The 15582-nt window shown below is 68.6% G+C and carries 13 protein-coding genes and 1 tRNA gene; 11 read left to right on the top strand and 3 right to left on the bottom strand.

What is annotated here, in order from left to right; all coding sequences use genetic code 11:
- The first annotated feature begins 19 nt into the window (after nt 1–19).
- The 3 genes from E0E18_RS03500 (at nt 20) to E0E18_RS03490 (ending at nt 2292) form a co-directional block, all read left to right on the top strand.
- Nucleotides 20–95 (top strand) — tRNA-Glu (locus tag E0E18_RS03500).
- Nucleotides 96–339: 244 nt separating this feature from the next.
- Nucleotides 340–735, top strand: coding sequence for a hypothetical protein (locus E0E18_RS03495; RefSeq protein WP_130839346.1), 396 nt, complete (start codon nt 340–342; stop codon nt 733–735).
- A gap of 183 nt (nt 736–918) precedes the next feature.
- Nucleotides 919–2292 carry an aspartate aminotransferase family protein gene (locus tag E0E18_RS03490; RefSeq protein WP_130839345.1) on the top strand — a complete coding sequence of 458 codons (1374 nt, stop codon included), beginning with the start codon at nt 919–921 and terminating at the stop codon, nt 2290–2292.
- Between the two features lie 76 nt (nt 2293–2368).
- Here the strand turns inward: E0E18_RS03490 and E0E18_RS03485 are convergent, their stop codons facing one another.
- Complete coding sequence (locus tag E0E18_RS03485; RefSeq protein ID WP_110481270.1) at nt 2369–3094, bottom strand: IclR family transcriptional regulator; 726 nt, start codon at nt 3092–3094, stop codon at nt 2369–2371.
- Between the two features lie 207 nt (nt 3095–3301).
- Here E0E18_RS03485 and leuC point away from each other — a divergent pair, with 207 nt between their 5' ends.
- Together leuC and leuD are read left to right on the top strand one after the other, a co-directional pair.
- Complete coding sequence (gene leuC / locus E0E18_RS03480; protein ID WP_237559616.1) at nt 3302–4813, top strand: 3-isopropylmalate dehydratase large subunit; 1512 nt, start codon at nt 3302–3304, stop codon at nt 4811–4813.
- Between the two features lie 46 nt (nt 4814–4859).
- Nucleotides 4860–5486 (top strand): 3-isopropylmalate dehydratase small subunit, encoded by a 627-nt coding sequence (gene leuD / locus E0E18_RS03475; RefSeq protein WP_066583028.1) that lies wholly within the window; start codon nt 4860–4862, stop codon nt 5484–5486.
- Here leuD and E0E18_RS03470 read toward each other — a convergent pair.
- Entirely contained in the window at nt 5456–6508 is a 1053-nt protein-coding gene (locus E0E18_RS03470; protein WP_110482477.1) for an NUDIX hydrolase, read from the bottom strand. The genes leuD and E0E18_RS03470 overlap by 31 nt on opposite strands.
- Before the next feature lie 158 nt (nt 6509–6666).
- Between E0E18_RS03470 and E0E18_RS03465 the strand changes: the two genes are divergently transcribed.
- Nucleotides 6667–7665, top strand: coding sequence for an NAD(P)H-dependent glycerol-3-phosphate dehydrogenase (locus E0E18_RS03465; RefSeq protein ID WP_066585699.1), 999 nt, complete (start codon nt 6667–6669; stop codon nt 7663–7665).
- A 21-nt stretch (nt 7666–7686) separates the two neighbouring features.
- Nucleotides 7687–8784 (top strand): D-alanine--D-alanine ligase family protein, encoded by a 1098-nt coding sequence (locus E0E18_RS03460; protein WP_078057010.1) that lies wholly within the window; start codon nt 7687–7689, stop codon nt 8782–8784.
- Nucleotides 8785–8813: 29 nt separating this feature from the next.
- On the opposite strand, the gene E0E18_RS03455 is transcribed toward E0E18_RS03460, so the two are convergent.
- Entirely contained in the window at nt 8814–9860 is a 1047-nt protein-coding gene (locus tag E0E18_RS03455) for a DUF3515 domain-containing protein (RefSeq protein WP_227871219.1), read from the bottom strand.
- 92 nt (nt 9861–9952) lie between these two features.
- Here E0E18_RS03455 and E0E18_RS03450 point away from each other — a divergent pair, with 92 nt between their 5' ends.
- Genes E0E18_RS03450 through E0E18_RS03435 form a run of 4 tightly spaced genes read left to right on the top strand, consistent with a single transcriptional unit; the run spans nt 9953 to nt 15545 of the window.
- A complete protein-coding gene (locus E0E18_RS03450; protein WP_066585693.1) occupies nt 9953–10945 on the top strand; it encodes a thiamine-phosphate kinase in 993 nt (330 codons plus the stop codon).
- Nucleotides 10930–11667: a uracil-DNA glycosylase gene (locus tag E0E18_RS03445; protein WP_078057008.1), complete on the top strand. Its 738-nt coding sequence runs from the start codon at nt 10930–10932 to the stop codon at nt 11665–11667. The genes E0E18_RS03450 and E0E18_RS03445 overlap by 16 nt, the downstream gene beginning before the upstream one ends.
- Complete coding sequence (locus E0E18_RS03440) at nt 11664–13286, top strand: DAK2 domain-containing protein (RefSeq protein ID WP_066583024.1); 1623 nt, start codon at nt 11664–11666, stop codon at nt 13284–13286. Before E0E18_RS03445 ends, E0E18_RS03440 begins: the two co-directional genes overlap by 4 nt.
- Nucleotides 13287–15545, top strand: a complete 2259-nt coding sequence (locus E0E18_RS03435) for an ATP-dependent DNA helicase RecG (RefSeq protein ID WP_130839343.1) — start codon at nt 13287–13289, stop codon at nt 15543–15545.
- The last annotated feature ends 37 nt before the right edge of the window (nt 15546–15582 follow it).

The following is a 15582-nucleotide window of genomic DNA, read 5'->3' as shown; positions in this document are numbered from 1 at the left end:
CCGAAGTGGTGCAAGTCCTGCCCCGTTCGTCTAGCGGCCCAGGACGCTGGCCTCTCACGCCGGTAACACGGGTTCAAATCCCGTACGGGGTACCAGAAAAAGAAGCCCTGCACCGTCTCCACGGTGCAGGGCTTCTGTCGTTCCGTGCGGGGTGCGGCGCAGTGTGCGGGGTGCGGGCGCCGTGTACGGGGGTGCGGGCACAAAAAGGCATGCGCTGCGACACAGTTCGGCGTCCTGAACGGGCATCTGCGCATGCTTTTCCTGTGGAGATCACCACCGGATCATTGCGGTACCCTGACAAGAGCCCCTTCCTGCGACCTTGGCCCCGGAGGCATACCTGTGATCATCACCAGAATCGTCGACGCTGATCTTCTCACCGATACCGACCGGTTCCGACCGAGCGGGGTGGCGCACATCCACGAGAAGCTCGATGACGGCTACTTCGTCGTCGCGTTGGAATACGTGCCTGAGCTGGGGGAGGAAGCCCAGTACCCGATGGAGGACGTACTCGACCGGTACATGATGCACATCGAGGAGGTCGACGTCGCTCCGGGATCGCGGCCCGGCGCCGCGGTGGACCTCTTCGCCAATTCCGAGCTTGACCGGTTGCAGACCGCCGTGCGGGAACTTGTCGGACAGCGTGCCCACAACATCACGACCGTGGGGGAGGACGGCGAGGAGTTCATCGATCTCGCCGTCGATGATTCGGTGGATGCCGCCCGCCTGCAGGGGTGAGAGGCGGGGGCGGAACAGTGGAAGAACTGCTGGACCGCCCTCTGCCCCGGCGGTATCGTCGGTGAAAGGTCCCGGTCGACAGGTTCGCCGGACCGTTTCAGCGGCAGTCAGACGCCAGGCCGGTCGGCGCCGCGTTCTCTCACGGATCCCGGTGCCAGGCCGACCGGATGTCTGGAGACAGTCATGGCCTCTGCCATCAGTAGTGACCGCATCGCAGAACTCACCGCGATCGAGTCAGAGAAACTCAATGCCCGCACCCTCGGTTCGAAGGCGATGTTCGAGCGCGCGGGAAAGCATCTCAGCGGCGGCGTCGCCTCCTCCTACCAGCTGCGTGACCCGTGGCCGATCTACATCGACCGGGGGAACGGTCCGAAGGTGTGGGACGTCGACGGCAACGAAATGTGGGACTTCCACAACGGATTCGGATCGATGATCCAGGGTCACGCCCACCCGGCGATCGGTCAGGCGATCGCCGACCGGTACCCCCGGGGAACCCACTTCGGGTGCGCCACAGAAGACGACATCGTCGTCGCCGACGAACTCTCCGCCCGGTGGGGACTGCCCAAGTGGCGCTTCACCAACTCCGGTTCCGAGGCCACGATGGACGCGATCCGTATCGCCCGGGCCTACACCGGCCGCGACACCGTGGTGAAGATCTTCGGTTCCTACCACGGACACCACGACACGGTGATGGTCTCCATCGGAGTGGAGTACGACCAGATCGGCGACCACGAGAATCTCGCCTCCCTGCCCTACGGTGCCGGCATCCCGGACGCCACCGTCCGGATGACCGTACCCGTCCCCTTCAACGACGCCCCGGCGATGGAACGGCGCATCGAGAGACTCATCCGGGAAGGCGACAAACCCGCCTGCGTCATCATGGAGGCGGCGATGATGAACCTCGGCGTCGTCCTGCCCGAACCCGGGTACCTCGAAGCTGTCAGGGACATCACCCGCAGGCACGGCATCGTGCTGATCTTCGACGAGGTCAAGACAGGGCTGTGTATCGCGGCCGGCGGCGCCACCGAGAAGTTCGGCGTCACCCCCGATCTTGTGACGCTGGCCAAGGCCCTCGGCGGTGGACTGCCGTCCGGAGCGATCGGCGGAAGTGAGGAAGTCATGTCCGTCGTCGGAGACGGCAGTGTCTACCAGGTCGGGACCTACTCGGGGAACCCGCTGACCATGGCCGCCGCACGGGCGTCCCTGGAGCAGGTCCTCACGCCCGCCGCCTACGCACACCTGGCGCACCTCAACGACCGGATCGTCACCGGATGCCAGGAGGTCATCGACCGCCACGGGCTGCCGGGATACGCGCTCGGCATCGGTTCAAAAGGCTGTGTGACCTTCTCTGAGCAGAAGGTCGTGGACTACGAGACCTACAAGGCCAGCCAGCGTGGAGACCTCGCGGACCTGGCCTGGCTCTACAACCTCAACCGGGGCATCTTCATGACCCCCGGCAGGGAGGAGGAGTGGACCCTGTCGGTCACCCACACCGACGAGGCGGTGGACGCCTACGTCGCGGCCTTCGATGAGCTGGCCGCCGACCTCACCCGGTGACCTTCGCCCTGCGACGCCCCTGCGACGCCCTTGCGGCGCCCTGCGGTGACACCCCCCCGGTGACGCCCACAGCCTGCTAACGCAGGTGCTCCTCCAGGTCCTCGGCCGCCTCATGCAGGGCCTCGCGGTGCCTGGCGGCGGGGGAGGGCCCCATCCGGTCGATCGGCCCGGAGATCGACAGTGCGGCGATGACGCCCGTGGCGTCCCGGACCGGAACTGAGGCGCTGGCCAGCACAGGTTCGCGTTCGCCCATGGATTCGGCGATGCGGGAGATCCTGATCTGTTCGAGATCGGCGGCCGTGTACGAGGCGCTCTGCAGGATCTCGTCCTGGAAACTCTTCGGGGAGTAGGCCACGAGAACCTTCGCCGCCGATCCTGCGGCGAGAGTCATCCTGGCACCGACAGGGACGGTGTCCCTCAGGCCCAGCGGCGGTTCGGCAGTGGCGACGCAGATGCGCTCGGTGCCGGAGAGCTTGTAGAGCTGGCAGGACTCGCCCGTCCTGCGGACCAGGGCCGGAAGAACGTACTCGGCGGCCTCGTCGAGCCGCGCCGACGACTTCGGCGCGAGCTCTGCCAGCGCCGGCCCGGCGGTCCACTGGCCGTCGTCGAGACGGGTGACCATACGGTGCTTCTCCAGGGCCACGGCGATACGGTGGGCGGTGGCGCGGGGCAGGCCGGTGGTCTCGCAGAGTTCGGACAGGCTGTGTGGTCGGCGTGCGACAATACCCAGGATGAGCAGAGCGCGGTCGAGCACCTGGATGCCGCTGGTGACGGGTACCGGGGTGTCGGAGGTATTTCCCATAATCTGGTATCCTACATTCCATCCAGTGGAACTGCCAGGACCGGCCCCCGGAGTGACTGCCCGGGAGTCGTCGCCACTGCGCGCCCGCACCGCAACCGCCGGCACCGGAACCGGCGGCACCGGCGACGGAACCGGCGAGACTGGCAGGAGACACCGTAATACCGTGGAAGAAGCGTCGACAGTGAGGCGTACATGAGGAGAGAGACCGTGACCGCTGTGACTCAGCAGGACCGGAACAGGACCGACCGGACCACAGGACCCCGCACCCTGGCCCAGAAGGTCTGGGACGACCACGTCGTGGTCAAGGGGGAGAACGGTGAACCGGACCTCCTCTACATCGACCTCCACCTGATCCACGAAGTCACCAGCCCCCAGGCATTCGACGGACTCCGGAAGTCAGGACGCCCCGTCCGGCGGCCCGACCTGACCCTGGGCACCGAGGACCACAACGTGCCCACGCTCGGCGTGCACACCGGCAACCTCCTGGAGATCCGGGACAAGGTCTCCCGCCTGCAGGTCGAGACACTGCGGGACAACTGCCGGGAATTCGGTGTCGAACTTCACCCCATGGGGGACGCCGACCAGGGCATCGTCCACACCGTCGGCCCCCAGCTCGGGGCCAGTCAACCGGGCATGACCATCGTCTGCGGCGACTCCCACACCTCCACCCACGGAGCATTCGGCTCCATCGGCATGGGCATCGGAACCAGCGAGGTCGAACACGTCCTGGCGACCCAGACCCTGCGCCTCCGGCCGTTCCGGACGATGGCTGTCGAGGTCTCCGGTGAGCTGCGGCCCGGCGTCACCGCCAAGGACCTCATTCTCGCCGTCATCGCGAAGATCGGAACCGGCGGCGCCCAGGGGCACATCATCGAATACCGCGGCGAGGCGATCCGGAAGCTGTCCATGGAAGGCCGGCTCACCGTCTGCAACATGAGCATCGAGGCCGGTGCCAGGGCCGGGATGATCGCCCCGGACGAGACGACCTTCAACTACCTGAAGGGACGGAGGTTCGCCCCCACCGGAAAGGACTGGGATGACGCCGTGGAGTACTGGCGTTCACTGGCCACCGACGAAGGTGCGGTGTACGACACCGTCGTCGAGATCGATGGCTCCTCCCTCGCCCCCTTCGTCACCTGGGGGACGAACCCCTCCCAGGGCGTCCCCCTGTCCGGGCACGTCCCCTACCTCGAGGACATCACCGACGAGACGCAGCGCACCGCCGCGGAATCCGCCCTGGAGTACATGGGTCTGGAGGAAGGCACGCCGATGCGTGACATCACCGTCGACACAGTCTTCCTCGGCTCCTGCACGAACAGCAGGATCGAGGACCTGAGGGCCGCCGCGGAAGTTATCCGTGGCCGCAGGGTGGGCAGGGGCGTCCGCATGCTCGTCGTCCCCTCCTCCGCCAGGGTCAAGCTCCAGGCGGAGGAGGAGGGACTGGACAGGGTCTTCATCGACGCGGGCGCCGAGTGGAGGACCGCCGGCTGTTCGATGTGTCTGGGTATGAACCCTGACCAGCTCGCCCCCGGGGAACGGTCGGCGTCCACGTCCAACCGTAACTTCGAGGGACGCCAGGGCAAAGGCGGACGCACCCACCTGGTCTCCCCTCCGGTCGCCGCCGCCACGGCGGTACTCGGTCACCTGGCCGGTCCGGCCGACCTTGACCCGCCGGCGGGACAGGCAGAGCAGCAGGCAGAGCGGCCGTCCGGGCGGTAGCACCGACCCGCAACAGCGAGAGACAGGGAAGAGACAGGGAAACGACATGGAACCATTCACCGTCCACACCGGCACCGCACTGCCGCTGAAGCGGTCCAACGTCGACACCGACCAGATCGTCCCGGCCGAGTACCTCAAACTGGTGACGAAGACCGGGTTCGAGTCCGGCCTGTTCAAATCCTGGCGACGCGACCCGGAGTTCATCCTCAACCAGGAGCCCTACATCCACTCCTCCGTGCTCGTCGCAGGCCCGGACTTCGGAACAGGATCCTCACGCGAGCACGCGGTCTGGGCACTGCTCGACTACGGGTTCCGGGTGGTGTTCTCCCCACGCTTCGGAGACATCTTCCGCGGCAACACGGCCAAGAACGGGCTGCTGGCCGGAGTCATGCCTGAGGAACAGATAGAACTGATCTGGAAACTCCTCGAACAGAACCCCGGCGCAGAAATGACCGTCGACCTTGAGAGCCGGACGGCGACCCTCGGTGAGTACGTGTTCCCCTTCGACGTCGACGACGACACCCGCTGGAGACTCCTCAACGGACTCGACGACATCGCCATCACACTGCAGGACGCCGACGCCATCGCCGACTACGAGTCACGCCGGCCGGCCTTCAAACCGGTCATCCGCCCGGTCGACGCTCACCTCACCGGCAGCGGAGACGCCAGGTAGTCCGCCCCGACCAGCTTCTCCGCCGCGGAGAAGTGCAGCACCCACACGCTGCTCTTCTTGGCCTTGAGATCCTCGATCTCCGCACCGGCCTCACGGGACAGTCCCTCCACCACCGCGGGAATGACCTCGCCCTGGGCACACACCGCACTGACCCGGGCAGTGGAGGCCCGGACCAGAGCGTCCATCACGGTCCGCGGCCCCTCGGTGAGCGCGGCGTCCCCGAGAGCCGGATCGACCTCGACCTCCAGGCCCAGGGCCCTGGCCGCCGGGAACAGGGTGTCCACACACCGGTCCGGTGAGGCGGCCGCGCACTGCTGCACCCCGTAACCCTGCACCACCGGCACCAGGGCCTCTGCCTGACGCCGGCCCTTCCGGGTCAGCGGACGACGGGCGTCCTCACCCTGCCAGCCCCGCCGGTCGGCGGCCTTGCCGTGACGGATGTAGAGCACCCGGCGGACGGTCCCGAGCGAGAGCCGCTCCAGGGCGGCCGCAATGACCTCACGGTCGGCGTCGTAGCTGCACAGTTCCGCCGCCTCGGAGGGGGAGACCCACCGCAGCTCACCGATCTCCCCGGTGTCCAGGGGAGTGGTCGCGGAGCGGTCCTTCGCCTCGGCGGTCCAGTACCAGACCACCTTCGTCGACGTCCCCACCGGATAGTGGACGTACCCCAGCAACCACCCGAGGGTGGCGGGACAGCCCGTCTCCTCGAGAAGCTCACGGGCCGCGGTCTCCACGATGCCCTCACCCTTGTCGACCTTGCCCTTGGGCAGGGACCAGTCGTCGTAGCGGGGACGGTGGACCACCGCGATCTCGATCTCACCCTCGGCGGCGGTCTCCGGGGCGGTGTGGTCAGGTTCCGCGGTCCTGCGCCACAGCACGGCACCTGCGGCGAAAGTGGGGTTGTCGAACTCGTCTGTCGGACGGCTACCGATACGGGACACGGGCAGAGTGTCCGGTCCGCTGCCCAGGGTGCGTGAAGATACGGAGGTGGAGAGGTCACCGATGCCGGAATGGCTGATCACAGGAGTTTCCTTCTTCGGGATGGCAGTCTGGTTCAATGAAGCATCGTACCGGCCGCCGCCGGGACGGACAGCGGGAGACCGGTCAACAGGCCAGGAACGGTCCGGAAGTACAGTGGCCGGAGTCAGGTGACCGGATCAGGGACAGGAGAGTGGGCCGGATGGCGAAGGTCGCGGTGATGGGGGCAGGATCGTGGGGGACCACGGTGGCGAAAGTGTGCGCTGACGCGGGCGGGGACGTGACCCTGTGGGCCCGCAGGGCGGAGATCGCCACGGAGATCAACGACCGTCACACCAACAGCACCTACCTGCGCGAGATCATCCTGCCCGAGGGGCTCACTGCCACGACCGACCCCGCCGCGGCCCTCGACGGTGCCGGCATCGTCTTCCTCGGGGTGCCGTCCCAGACCATGCGGACCAATCTCGCGGCTTGGCGGGAGAGGATCGGGGAGGACGCCACGGTCGTCAGCCTCACCAAAGGCATCGAACACCACAGCAGACGCCGGATGAGCCAGGTCATCGCCGAGGTCGCCGACATCCCCGAATCGCGTGTCGCGGTCCTGTCGGGACCCAACCTCGCCTACGAGATCGCGGGCAGTCAACCCGCCGCCACCGTCGTCGCCTGCACCGACGCGGAGCGGGCCGTCGCAGTCCAGGAAGCCACGGCCGCACCCTACTTCAGGCCGTACACCAACGACGACGTCATCGGCTGCGAGATCGCCGGTGCCTGCAAGAACATCATCGCCCTCGCCTGCGGTATGGGGGTCGGGATGGGCCTCGGCCACAACTCCAACGCAACGCTGATCACCAGGGGACTGGCGGAGATCACCAGGCTCGCCGTGGCCCTCGGCGGATCCGAGAGGACCATGTCCGGGCTCGCCGGACTCGGAGACCTCGTGGCCACCTGCAATTCACCACTGTCCCGCAACCGCAGTTTCGGGGAACGGCTCGGCCGCGGAGAGAGCCTCGACCAGGCCAGGGAGGCGACCCACGGACAGGTCGCCGAAGGGGTCGTCTCATCGATCGCCGTCTCCGAGATCGCCCGGGAAAACTCGGTGGACATGCCCATCACCGACGCCGTCGTCGACGTCTGCCACCACGGCGGCAGCGTGACCGGCGCGGTACGTTCACTACTGGGCCGCACCAGGAAAGCGGAATGACACCCCGGTAGACTGACCGGGGTGACCATCACTGAACCGACACCTCCCGCGCCCCGAACCGTCGTTGCCGTCCTCTACGGAGGCCGGAACTCCGAACACAGCATCTCCTGCCTGTCCGCGGCAGCGGTGATGAGCCGACTCGACCCCGACCGTTACGAGGTGGTCCCCGTCGGCATCACCCAGGACGGGCACTGGGTCAGAGGGACGACGGACAGCGACGCCCTGTCCGCCCACGGTCGGGACCTCCCCACCGTGAAAATGTCCCGGGGGGTCACCCTCGTCCCGGGCACCACGTCCGAGGGGCGGGGCCAGTTCCGATTCGGTGACGGATCCCTCTACGCAGAGGTCGACGTCGTCTTCCCCGTCCTCCACGGACGCAACGGTGAGGACGGCACCGTCCAGGGACTGCTCGAACTGGCGGGCGTGCCCTACGTGGGCAACGGCGTCCTCGCCTCGGCGGCGTGCATGGACAAGCAGTACACCAAACTCATCGCCCGGGCCGCCGGAGTGCCCGTCGGCGATGAGGTGGTTCTCACCGAACCGCGTGACCTCACCGACGCGGAGAAGGAGAAGCTCGGCCTTCCGGTCTTCGTCAAACCCGCCCGCGGAGGATCCTCCGTGGGAATCTCGAAAGTCAGTGACTGGGCGGACCTGGCGGCGGCGGAGGACCTGGCGTTCTCCCACGACTCCAAGATCCTCGTCGAGGCCATGCTCCACGGGGTGGAGGTGGAGTGCGGCGTCCTCCAGTACCCGGACGGCACCGTCCACGCCTCCCTGCCGTCACTGCTGAAGGGGACCGAGGACGGACCCGAAGGGTTCTACGGCTTCGACACGAAGTACCTCGACGACATCATCACCTATGAGATCCCCGCACCCCTGCCCGACGGGCAGGTGGATGCGGTACGGCGCTGGGCGGTGGAGACGTTCCGGGCACTGGACTGCGAAGGACTGGCGCGGGTCGACTTCTTCGTCACCGCCGACGGGCCGGTGCTCAACGAACCGAACACCATGCCCGGATTCACCCCCATCAGCATGTACCCGAAGATGTTCGAGGCCACCGGGGTCAGCTACACGGAACTGCTCGACATCCTCATCGCCAGGGCCTTCGCCCGGAAATGACCGGGACCACCTCCCGGGTCCGGACCGGATCAGCTTCCGGTCTTCTCCATTGAACCGGCGATGACGCCGCTGAGCACCGGGAGGACGACATCCCCGGCGTCCAGGGGCAGGGACACCGCCACGGTGCCGGCATACCCCAGCGCGTACCAGACACCCGCCGTGGAGCCGTTGCCCAGCGCCGTGTCCTCGAACCAGGGCACCTCGTCAACCTGCGTGAGCTGGGCCCCGGCCCGGTAGGACCCGGGCAGTGCGACCCCGCAGCGCACGACCACAGGCTCCCGGCCCGGCGCGGTCCACACCGCCAGGGAACCGGAGCCTGCCAGGGAGTCCAGTGCAGTTCCCGCGGTCGTGCCTTCGCCGTCGACCGTGGTCGAGGTGATCCTGCCGTACTCGCCGAGAGTCTCGGGAAGTTCTCCGGCGAAAGCGGCGCAGGCGGCGTCCCCGGCTCCTCCGGCGTCCCCGGCCGACAGTCCGGTCAGGGGGACATCGCCGGCGACCGGTGCGGGGCCGTCCGTGTGGGAGGATACCGCGGAGCCGATACCGTCCATGTCGATCACCTTGTCCAGCGGGGTGTCCGGCCCGGTGCTCCCGGTGACCGCGACGACCGGGCTGCCCCCCAGGGAGTACCAGGTGGACAGGTCCGAACCCCGGGTCGCGTCGTCGATCCGCAGCCAGTCGGTGCCGCCGTGGGAGACCAGTTCACTGATCTCGGTGAACTGGGTGGGCACGGAGACTCCGCAGCGGACCGTGAGCTCGTCGCCGCCGGAACTGCGGTACGCTGCCGCTCCGGCGGGGGCGGGGTCGGTGAGATCCACGGAACGGTAGTCACCGGTACGGTCGGGCAGGGCCGCGACAACCGCCGCACAGGTCTCCGACTCCGCCTCCGGGGCGTCGACAGGTCCCATGGACACCGGGGTGTAGACATTGCGGTCCACGAGGATCTTCGCGCCACCGAGAACTGCGGCGGCGAAGACGACGGCGAGGACCAGTGCGAGCACGGTGGTGGTGCGGCGCTGTCCGGAGGTGCTGCTACCCTGATCGGTGACTTCCGGGGAACCGGAACGCTGCTCTGCCATGGCCCCGATCATACGGGCGCCGTGGCCGCCCGCCCCTCCCCGGGGCAGGGTGTGCCGGGGCAGGACCGGACGGACGACGATTGAAGGTGCTGATGGCCACGAACTACGGTGGACACACGTCAGGGGACCCGACCGTCTCCGAGGTCGGGGAGGCTGCGACGATCGCCGCGATCCGGGCCGCCGCCCCCAGTGAGGTCAACGGTGACGACGCCGCGGTCCTCGACCCCGTGCCCCCGAACTCCCGGCATGTCGCCACCACGGACGTCCTCGTCGACGGGGAACACTTCCGGCTGGACTGGTCGACCCCCTTCGAGGTCGGTGCCAAGGCGGTGACCCAGAACTTCGCCGACATCCAGGCGATGGGAGGTCGCCCCACAGCGGTACTGATGTCCCTCTCCGCGCCGGGGGACCTTCCCGTCAGTGTGGTGACCGGTATCGCCCGCGGGATGTCGGCCACCGCTGCACCATGGGGGGTCGAACTGGTCGGAGGGGACGTGGTGACCTCCCGCCAGCTCATTGTCGCCGTCACAGCGATCGGCGTCCTCACCGGTCCGGACCCCGCGCTGACCGTCGATGCCGCACGCCCCGGCCACACCGTCGTCGCCTCCGGGGTGATAGGGCACTCCGCTGCCGGTCTGGCACTGCTGGAGTACTTCGGATCACGGGAGGCGGTACCGGACGACCCGGTGCTCCGGGATCTCGTCTCCGGCCACTGCGCGCCCCGGCTCATCGTCGGCAGGGGCACCGTGGCACGGGCGGCGGGAATGTCCGCGATGACCGACAACTCCGACGGGCTGGTCCATGACCTGACCACCCTGGCACACAGGTCAGGGGTCCACGTCGACCTCGACGGAGCCTCCCTGACCCCGGACGCGCAGCTGTACTACGCGGCCGAGGTGACCGGTGGTGACCCCTGGGAATGGGTGCTCACCGGAGGGGAGGACCACACCCTGCTGGGGACCACCGACAGGGAACCGCCGGCAGGCTACCGGGTCATCGGGGAGATCCGTGAGGCCGGCGAGGGCGAGCCGGTGACAGTCGACGGTCAACGTCCGGTGTACACGGCCGGGTGGGATTCACTGTGAACCCTGAGGCGACCTCCGTGGACCCGGTGAATGCGCTGGCCGGGCGGATTCTCGCGACCGTCCACCCGTCGTGGCGCAATATCCTCGACGATGCCGGGGCAGACCTGCCGACGGCCGCGGAGAACACAGCCGGGCGCATCATCGCCGGCGAACCGGTCCTGCCCGCCCCGGAGAACATCTTCCGGGCCCTGTCCCGGCCGGCGGAGGAGACTCGCGTGCTGATCCTCGGCCAGGACCCGTACCCGACCCCCGGGCATGCCGTGGGACTGTCCTTCTCCTCGGCGGCGACCACTGTGCCACTGCCGAAGTCCCTGCAGAACATCTACACCGAGTATGAGTCGGACCTGGGACTGCCCCGGCCTGCGTCCGCCGACCTCAGCCCCTGGACACGCCACGGGGTGATGCTGTTGAACAGGGTCCTGACCGTGCGTGCCGGATCCCCGGCGAGCCACCGCGGCACCGGCTGGGAGGAGATCACCGGGGCAGTGGTGGAACACCTGTCCACCCGGCCTCTCGCCGCGGTTCTCTGGGGGCGTCAGGCAGGGGAGGTGGCCGGCACGGTGGGCCGGGACCGGTGCGTGCTCTCCGCCCACCCTTCACCCCTGTCCGCCTACCGCGGTTTCTTCGGCTCCCGTCCGTTCACCCGGGCCAACGGTATCCTCGTCGCCCAGGGGGCGGAACCGGTGGACTGGTCGCTGGCGGACCAGGAGGTGGTCCGGTGACCACCGCACTCACGGGGCCCTACCTCAGGTCCTGGGCAGTCAGGGCGCTCGCGGGACTGCGGCGTCACCGTGACGAGATCAACCGGCTCAACGTGTTCCCCATCCCGGACTCCGACACCGGCACGAACATGACCGCCACCATGGAATGTGCCGTCGCCCGGCTGGAGGACGCCACCGGTTCCGCCGGTTCCGCCGGTTCCACCGGTGACGCCGACGCCGCGGAGACAGCCGCCGCTCTGGCCGCCGGCGCCGTTACCGGGGCCAGGGGAAATTCCGGCATGGTGCTCAGCCAGATTCTCCGGGCCGTCGCGGACACCGCCGCCATGTCGGCCACCGGTGACCTGTCGGCCAGGGCGGTCCCGGTGATGCTCTCCAGGGCAGGGAAGCTGGTCACCGACGCGCTGTCGCACCCTGTGGAAGGGACGATCCTGACTGTGCTGCGGCAGGCCGGTGACGGTGCGCAGGCGGTCGTCGACGCTGACCCGGAGGCTTCTCTGGGCACAGTCGTCACCGCCGCGCGTGACGCGGCCGTCACCGCCCTGGAACAGACCACCGGACAGCTTGACGTCCTTGGTGAGGCAGGAGTCGTCGACGCCGGCGGACGTGGCCTCGTCGTGATCCTCCAGGCACTGGTCGACGCCCTGGAAACAGGTACAGAAACAGGTACAGAAACAGGCACGGAAACAGGCACAGAAACGGGCGCAGCAGGCGGTACCGGGAGTTTCCGGGGGTCCGTCGGGACCGGGCCCGCCGACCCGTCCCACGGTGCAGGCAGCGAACCCCACCTCGAACTGGTCTTCACGTTCCGGGGTGACGCGGCGGCCCTGCGTACCGCCCTCGGAGAACTCGGAGACAGCGTGGTGGTCGTCGGTGACGGCGCTGACGCGCACCGTGCCCACGTCCACACCCGTCACCCGGGTCAGCTCATCGAGCGGATCTTCGCCCTGGGCAGTGTCACCGGACTGCGCGTCGAGGCGCTGCCCGAACAGCCTGCGGCCCGTGGCGTCCGACCCGTCTCCCCGGTCATCGCCCTCCTTCCTGCCGGTGCCGCCACCGGCGGGCTGGCCGATCTCTTCCGTGGCGCCGGCGCGGAGGTGTGCGACACCTCGGAGTCGCTCGCCGAGGCGCTCGGTGCACTGCCCGGACCAGGGATCGTGCTGACCAACGGTCAGGACACCGCTGAGGTGTTCGCCGGACTTGACCGGGTCGGCAGGGAGTTCGGCCGGGAGGTCACTGTGGTGGACACCGGCAGTTTCGTCGGAGGGCTCGCCGCACTGGCGGTGCACAGTCCGGGAGCGGACCCTGACGACGACGCCGAGGACATGGCGGACGCCGTGCACGGGCAGCGGTGGACTGACGTGACCGTGCCGCCGGCGGGGCAGCAGACCGGTCAGGACCCCGTGGTGGACGTGGTGGACGTCGTGGAGGCGGTCGCTGCGGCGGTCAATGCCCTGCTCGCCGACGGCGGGGAACTGGTCACGGTTCTCTGCCGTGCCGAATGCGGTCCCGGGATCGGCGACGCGGTCGCCGGGGCGGTCCGCGAAGCACACCCGGACGCCGAGGTCCACGTCGTCACCGTGCCGGGTCTGCCTGTCGACGCCCAGGTGGGGGTGGAGTAGATGCTGGGCTGGGACGATCCCCGGCCACTGAGCCTGGTCATTCCACCCGAAAGGGCCAGGGCCCTGGCGGGCCGGCCCGGGCTGGCCACCATGGGACAGGCCCTGATGAACTTCCCCGTCTCCTACGTCCACAGCAGCGGTACCGGCGCTTTCACGGATGACGGACCGGACGCCCCGGGGGAGGGTGACAGGTTCACCTGCCTCGCCGAAGTGACGGGGGCACACGTCCAGGACAACCGGGGACGCCGGGGACCCCGGGAAATCCTCTCGTTCACCTTCCGGGTGGGGGACACGGTCTTCTCCTCGGCCCTGTTCGGCAATGTGCGCATGCACGTGCCCTTCGTCGCCGCCGGGGCGAAGCTCATGCTCTCCGGAACACTCGGCGTCTGGCGGGACCAGTGGCAGCTGAAGAACCCCTCCTACATCACCCTCCAGCCTGCGCCCCCGCAGGGCGGTGCCCGGCGTACCCCGGAGGAGCATGAGGCCGCGTTCGGGGCCTACGGTCCCCTCGCCACCGTCGTCGAGGTCGCCGGGGGGATGAGAGCGGCCCAGAAACTGCTGTCCCGGCCCTGGCTGCCGATGTACCGACGTCGGCCGGGGACCACCACCGCCGAGGTCACCGCAGTGATGGACCGGGTGCTCGCCGCGACGGGGGAACCGTCCGAGATGCTGCCCGACCATCCCGGGGCACCGGAGTGGCCCCGTCTCCGGGGGCGGCCCCTCATCAGTTTCAGCAGGGCCCTCCACGAGGTCCACCAGCCTCCGGAGGAGGGGCCGGAGGAGGCCCGCACCCGTCTGAAGTTCAACGAAGCTCTGGGACTCCAGATCGTCATGGCGCTGAGGAGGTCCGAGTCCACGGCGAGGTCCGCGCCGTCCGTGGTGCCGGTCACCGCAGACTCGCGTTATGCGGCTCTGACAGCGAACCTCCCCTATGAACTCACCGACACCCAGAAGGCGGCGCTGGAGACCATCGGCAGGGCCATGGGGCCGGACAGCGGTGCCGACGCAGACGCCGCTGACGCCGCCGGAGGCGACGGGGCGACAACCCCGATGAGCATGCTGCTGCAGGGCGACGTCGGATCCGGAAAGACGGTGGTGGCGCTGCTGGCGATGCTGAGGGTCGTGGACTCAGGTCTGCAGTGTGCCTTCCTCGCTCCCACGGAGGTCCTCGCCTCACAGCACGCGGACACCCTCACCGGGCTGCTCGACGGACTCGGGGTGACGGTGACTCTGCTGACCGGGTCGATGTCCGCGGCCGAACGTCGGAGTGCCCTGCTCGACACCGTCTCCGGTACCGCGGACATTGTCGTCGGAACCCACGCCATCATCCAGGACTCGGTCGAGTTCTTCGACCTGGGACTGGTGGTGGTCGACGAGCAGCACCGCTTCGGCGTCCGCCAGCGTGACCGGCTCAGGGAGAGGGCACCGGTGGACAGGACACCGCACCTGCTGGTGATGACCGCCACCCCCATTCCCCGTACTGTGGCCATGACCGTGTTCGGTGACCTGTCGGTCTGCACCCTCACCGGCGCTCCGGCCGGTCGCGGGACCGTGCACAGTTTCGTGGTCCCCACCTCGAGACCACGGTGGGTGCAGCGGGTCTTCGAGGTCATCCGTGAGCAGGTCGCCGCCGGTCGCCGTGCCTATGTGGTCGTTCCCCGGATCGACGGTGAGGGAGGTGTCGACGATGTGGCGTCCCGTCTGGAGTCCGGTCCGCTGTCCGGACTGAGGATCGGCCGCCTGCACGGCAGAACCGGGGACAAGAACCAGGTGATGGAGGCGTTCGCCCACGGTGAGCTCGACGTGCTGGTCGCCACGACCGTCATCGAGGTCGGACTCGACGTCCCCGAAGCCACGGTGACGGCGGTGATGGACGCCGAGAACTTCGGCGTCTCACAGCTGCACCAGTTGCGTGGCCGGGTCGGTCGCGGGGCAGCGGACTCCTGGTGTTTCCTGTGTACCGGGGTGCAGGAGGGGGAACCGTCATACGGTCGGCTGGAGGCCGTCGCCCGGACAGGTGACGGATTCGAGCTGGCTGAACTTGACCTGCGGACCAGGACCGAGGGGGATGTGCTCGGGGAGACCCAGTCCGGGTCCCGGGCCCGCAGGGTGACCCTGTTGTCCCTGGCAGACGACGCGGACATCGTCGACGAGGCCCGTCGGTACGCCGCAGCTCTCGTGGAATATGACACGGACCTGTCCCGGGCCCTCGTCGCAGACATCGCCGACGACGACCAGGAGTACATCGAACGCAGCTGACAGCGCGGCGGGAGGGCGTCCCCGCTGCTCCGGACAC

The sequence above is a fragment of the Corynebacterium neomassiliense genome (assembly GCF_900626215.1).
Classification (GTDB): domain Bacteria; phylum Actinomycetota; class Actinomycetes; order Mycobacteriales; family Mycobacteriaceae; genus Corynebacterium; species Corynebacterium neomassiliense.
Note: the sequence above shows the minus strand (reverse complement) of the source record. Positions and strands in the feature narration are given on the sequence as shown.